This window comes from Tardiphaga sp., assembly GCF_044340795.1.
Lineage (GTDB): Bacteria > Pseudomonadota > Alphaproteobacteria > Rhizobiales > Xanthobacteraceae > Tardiphaga.
The window spans coordinates 1-5,208 of the sequence record NZ_JBIISY010000330.1 but is presented as its reverse complement, the minus strand read 5'-3'; the positions used below and the strand labels follow the sequence as shown (position 1 = coordinate 5,208).

Genomic DNA, 5,208 nt, shown 5'->3' with positions numbered 1-5,208 from the left:
CAACGCAGCAATGTTTCCGAAATGTGGAATCTTTGCTCAGCGATGCAACACCTCAAATCGCGACTCATTCCCTGCGGTCCATGCAACGGTGGTCCACGGAAAGCGATTGGCAACGAAGGCTGCGCGAAAAGCAACAAGCTACTCGGCCCCGGCCAAAAACGGCACATAACGGGGGCGGTTCGCGTCTACTTATACTGCACCGCAGCGTACGCCAAGCGAATTTAACTATGTTAGCTACCTGACTCTGCAGCAGGAAGCTCGGGCGGCAGGATCAGGGCCGCGATGATGACGAGCACCGATAGCGCGGCGAAGGAATGCAACATCAGCATGAAGCCGCCAACCTCATACAGCCAGGCCACCAGACCGACCGAGGCACCGGCCGCTGTGAAGCCGACGAAGTAACGCACGGCATAGGCACGCGATCGCCATTCTTCCGCAGTGTATTTGCCGACGATCGTCTCGTTGACGGTGATCTGCCCGAACAGGCCGATGATGACGCCGATGGCGACCATGATCAGCGCCTCGTTCGACAGCGTCGCGGCGAAATACAGGAACGGCGCGAGCAGCAGCGACAGCGGCAGGCAGACCGCCTTCAGCGAGTAACGATCGATCAGCCAGCCGATATTGTACTGCGTCAGCGCACCGAACACATAGACGCCGGCGGCGATGACGCCCAGCGTGGCCGGGCTTTGCGTGAGCTCCGTCAGCCGTTCCGCAAACAGTTTTGGCAGCGCGACCGTGATGGCGTTGAACACGGTGGAGATCGCAATCACCGTGACAAGCAATGCGAGGATGACGCGCCACATATCGGACTTCGCGACACGCGCCTGCGCTGCCGCCTGCTTGAAGCCGGAGCGATCCTCATGGGCGACCTGCAGCATGAACACGACGCCTGCCGCGATGGTCGCAAGGCCAGGGATGATGAAGGCCCAGCGCCATCCCAGATATTGCCCGATCACGCCGGTGATCAACGCCGAGGACGCGACACCGAAATTGCCGAACACGCCATTGACGCCCATCGCGCTGCCGAGCTTGTCCGCATAGGACACGATCATGGCGGTGCCGACCGGATGATAGATCGAGGCGAACAGGCCGACGGCGAACAGGGCCGCACTGAGCTGCAGCGGCGTCTGCACGAAGCCGACCGAAATCATCGACAGGCCGATGCCGTAGAAGAAGATCACCATCATGTGGCGACGGCTCCAGCGATCGCCGAGCCAGCCGGTGAACAGCGAGCCCGCGCCGAAGGCCACGAAGCCCGGCGTCGCGTAAGGCAGCAGCTCGGTATAGGTCTTGCCCATGGCCGGGCCCATCACCAGCACCGCCGCCGCGAAGATCAGCATGGCGTAGTGATCGATGAAATGGGCGACATTGACGAGGGTGATGACGCGGCTGGGCGAGTTCATGAATCGATTTCCATAGCGAGCTGTCCTGCGGTTATAAGGATTGAGCGCAACGGGATGTCGCCAATGACTATCGTGGACACGCCAATCCTGCCTTTGTCCGACCGCCGCCGGTCCACGGCCGATGGCGTCCATATGCTGGCGACGCGATACCCCAAGGGCACCCGTCTCGACACCCACGCCCATCGCGAAGCCCAGCTGGTCTATGCCGCGGCCGGCACCATGCAGGTGACGACGCCGAAGGGCCGCTGGCTGGTGCCGCCGGACCGGGCGGTGTGGGTGCCGGCGCACCTGCCCCACGCCATCGACGTGCTCGCCGATATCGAGATGCGCTCGCTCTATTTCAATCCGGAGCGGTTGGCGCGCGATGCCAATCGCGAGCTGGCGTCGGAATTCGTGGTGCGCGTGTCGCGGCTGCTGCATGAGGCGATCCTCGCGCTGTTCGATGGCCGTGGCGATCCCGTGCGGATCGATCTGCTGATCCGGCTGGCGATGCTTGAATTGCAGCAGGCCAGCGATCCCACCACCTTCATGCCATTGCCGCAGGAACCGCGCTGCCGGCGCGCCGCGGAGATCGTGCTCGCTGCCCCCACGCGCGATTACGAGATGGAGACGCTGGCGCAGATGGTGGGGACCTCGACGCGCACGCTGTCACGGCTGTTCTCGGCGGAGACCCAATTGAACTTCAAGAGCTGGTGCCAGCGCGCGCGCATCGCCGCAGCGATCGAGCGACTGTCATTGCAGGGCGGTGTCTCGATGAAGCAGCTGGCATCGGAGCTTGGCTATGCGAGCGTGCCGGCCTTCTCGCATGCATTCCGGCAGGTGACGGGGAAGAGTCCGACGGAGTTTGCAGCGGCGAAGTGAGATGCTTTTCCCTCCCCGGAGCGCAGCGACTGGGGAGGGTGGATCGAGGCGAGCGTTCAGCGAGCATCGAGACGGGTGGGGTGCTTCCACAACCTCTACGTCACGTGGGGCGCCCCACCCGGCTTCGCTCTTCGAGCTTCGCCGCGGCGCGGCCCCGGCCCTCCCCACTGCGCGTGGCTACGCCACGCTTGAGGGAGGGAGCACACCGTCCGCGCCTTGCTTCCTTAAACATGTCAAACAGCCTCGTCCTCGCGACGCCTCGGCGCCCGAGTCTTGCGCATTCCTTCCGCCCTCTCCATCAAGAGGGCGCGCGGAACGCCGGGTGCCCGATGCACCCGTGGGTGCCTGATGCCGAGCGCGGTACTCCGCGAATAAGGAGCATCAGGACTTTCGGACCACCGGAAGCAACCCGGCGTTCCGCACGCGATGTCTTGTCGGTCAGAGCTGCCTGCACTGTGCCGTGGTGACCGACCCCGTCACCTAGCATTACTGGCCATTGGCGGGAGGCCAGGGAGCCTCAGGCAGAAAACCGTACGCTTCGGGATGTGGTCGTCCGTCGTGCGATCCCCGGGATCAAGCTTCGGCAAGCGAACCATCTCCACGCCAGTGGCAGGTCTGGCGCAGATCCGGCCCGCTCGCAGCGGCCGTCACCCTTGCACCGCGCGACGCCTCACCCTTCTGGCGTCTCATCGCATCCCGCCCCGCAATCGTGACGATCGCGATCGCCCCTCCTAATCGGAACAGGACACCATGAGGCTAGCGGGAGCACAATCTCAAGTAAAGAACAAAATAAGAACAATTTTGACGGAGCTTCTTCCTCCCCCAAGCGGCAAAGCCGCGCGGTGGGGTATGGCGGACGAGTTTGTCCGCCATAGGTGGATCAAAGCGAGCGTTCAGCGAGCTTTGAGACGGCTGGGGGTCTATCCCACGATAAGGACGTCACGTGGGGAGAGACCCCACCCGGCGCTACGCGCCACCCTCCCCATTCGCTTCGCTCCGGGGAGGGAAACCATCAGCAGCGGCGCGCCGTCAGCGCGGCACCACGGCTGTCGCTTCGATTTCCACGCGCGCGGCGCGCTCCACGAGGCGCACCACCTGCACCAGGGCCATCGCCGGATAATGCGCGCCGAAGACATCGCGATAGGCTTTGCCGAGTTCTTTCAGGCTGCCCATATATTCTTCGATATCGACGACATACCAGGTCAGCCGCACCAGATGCTCGGGCTTCGCACCGCCTTCGCCGAGGATGTCCTTGATGTTCTGCAGCGCCTGGCGGACCTGGCTGATGAAATCCGGCTGCAGCTTCTCCTCAGAGTCCCAGCCAATCACGCCACCGGTGACGACGATGCGGCCATCGGCGGTCATGCCATTGGCGTAACCCTTCGGCTTCGGCCAGCCGCTCGGCTGCAACGTGCGTACGCCCGACGGCGCGCTGTCGGATTTCGCGCCTGGCACCACGGTCAATGTCGGCCCCTTTGGTGACGTCACCGGGCAATACTCCTCAGTTCAAATCTTCTGTTCAGGCCGCGGCGACGGAGGCCGTCTCTGCGGCCAGCTTGCGCAGCGCGAAGCGCTGCAGCTTGCCCGTCTGGGTCTTCGGCAATTGCTGCACGAATTCGATGGCGCGCGGATATTTGAATGGCGCAATCTCACGTTTGACGTGGTTCTGCAACTCCGCCACCAGCGCATCGCTCGCCGCATGGCCTGGCGCGAGGACCACATAGGCCTTCACGATCATGCCGCGATCGGGATCCGGACAGCCGACGACACCGGCTTCCGCCACAGCCTCATGGGTGAGCAGCGCGGCTTCGACGTCAGGGCCGGCAATATTGTAGCCGGACGAGACGATCATGTCGTCGGAGCGGGACTGGTACCAGAAGTAACCGTCCTCATCCATCACGAATGTATCGCCGGTCAGGTTCCAGCCGTTCTGGACATATTTGGTCTGGCGCGGATCGGCCATGTATTTGCAGCCGGTGGGACCGCGCACCGCGAGACGGCCCATGGTACCGGGCATCACGTCATTGCCGTTGTCATCGACGATCTTGGCTTCATAGCCGGGCACCGGCTTGCCGGTGGAACCCGGACGGATCTCTTCCTCGATGGCGCAGATGAAGATGTGCAGCATCTCGGTGCCGCCGATACCGTCCATCAGCTTGATGCCGGTCGCCTTGTACCAGGCGTCGTATGTGCCCTTTGGCAAGGTCTCGCCGGCAGAGACGCATTTGCGCAAGCTGGACAGATCATACTGATCGATCTTGCTGAGGATCGCGCGATAGGCGGTCGGCGCCGTGAAGGTGACGGTGACCTTGTGTTTGGCGATCTCCTTGCCGAGGTCATCCGGCGTGGACTTGTCGGGCACCACGAAGGACGCGCCGATATGCAGCGGAAACAGCACGCCGCCGAAGCCGAAGGTGAAGGCCAGCGGCGCCGAACCGATGAAGCGATCATCCGGCGAGGCGCGCAGCACGTTGCGGGCAAAACCGTCGCACACCGCGAGCATGTCGCGATGGAAATGCATGGTGCCCTTGGGATCGCCGGTCGTGCCCGAGGTGAAGGCGACGAGGCAGATATCATCGGCTGCCGTATCGACGGCTTTGAATTCGGTGCTGGCATCGGCGATCAGCGCTTCGAGCGAGTCATCCTTGCCGGTGCCCCAATAGACGGCGCGCTTCAGCTCAGGCGCTGACGCTGCGGCCTTGTCGAGCTCGTCCGACAGCTTGCCGTCGCACAGCGCGAGCGAAATCTTCGCCTTCTGGATCGGATAGATCAGCTCTTTCGCGCGCAGCAGCGGCATGGTGGCGACGCAGACGCCGCCGGCCTTGATGATGGCGAGATAGGCCGCAACCATCATCGGATTGTTCGCGGAGCGCAGCAGCACACGGCCGCCGGGAACGAGGCCGAGCTTACCGACCAGCACATTGCTGATCCTGTTCACCAG

Annotated in this window: 4 protein-coding genes; 1 reads left to right on the top strand and 3 read right to left on the bottom strand. The window is 63.4% G+C overall.

The genetic code is table 11. The features are described 5' to 3' along the window. Positions 1-230: 230 nt before the first annotated feature. A complete protein-coding gene (locus ACIQ17_RS30395) occupies positions 231-1,406 on the bottom strand; it encodes an MFS transporter (protein ID WP_398473189.1) in 1,176 nt (391 codons plus the stop codon). A 63-nt stretch (positions 1,407-1,469) separates the two neighbouring features. On the opposite strand from ACIQ17_RS30395, the gene ACIQ17_RS30390 reads away from it, so the two are divergent. Further along, entirely contained in the window at positions 1,470-2,267 is a 798-nt protein-coding gene (locus ACIQ17_RS30390) for an AraC family transcriptional regulator (protein ID WP_398473188.1), read from the top strand. A gap of 1,029 nt (positions 2,268-3,296) precedes the next feature. On the opposite strand, the gene ACIQ17_RS30385 is transcribed toward ACIQ17_RS30390, so the two are convergent. Next, the gene (locus ACIQ17_RS30385; RefSeq protein WP_398473187.1) at positions 3,297-3,755 is read right to left on the bottom strand and encodes a RidA family protein; all 459 of its coding nucleotides are present in this window, start codon (positions 3,753-3,755) and stop codon (positions 3,297-3,299) included. A 31-nt stretch (positions 3,756-3,786) separates the two neighbouring features. Beyond that, positions 3,787-5,208, bottom strand: a 1,422-nt coding sequence (locus tag ACIQ17_RS30380) for an AMP-binding protein (RefSeq protein WP_398473186.1), incomplete at its 5' end; no start/stop codon positions are given.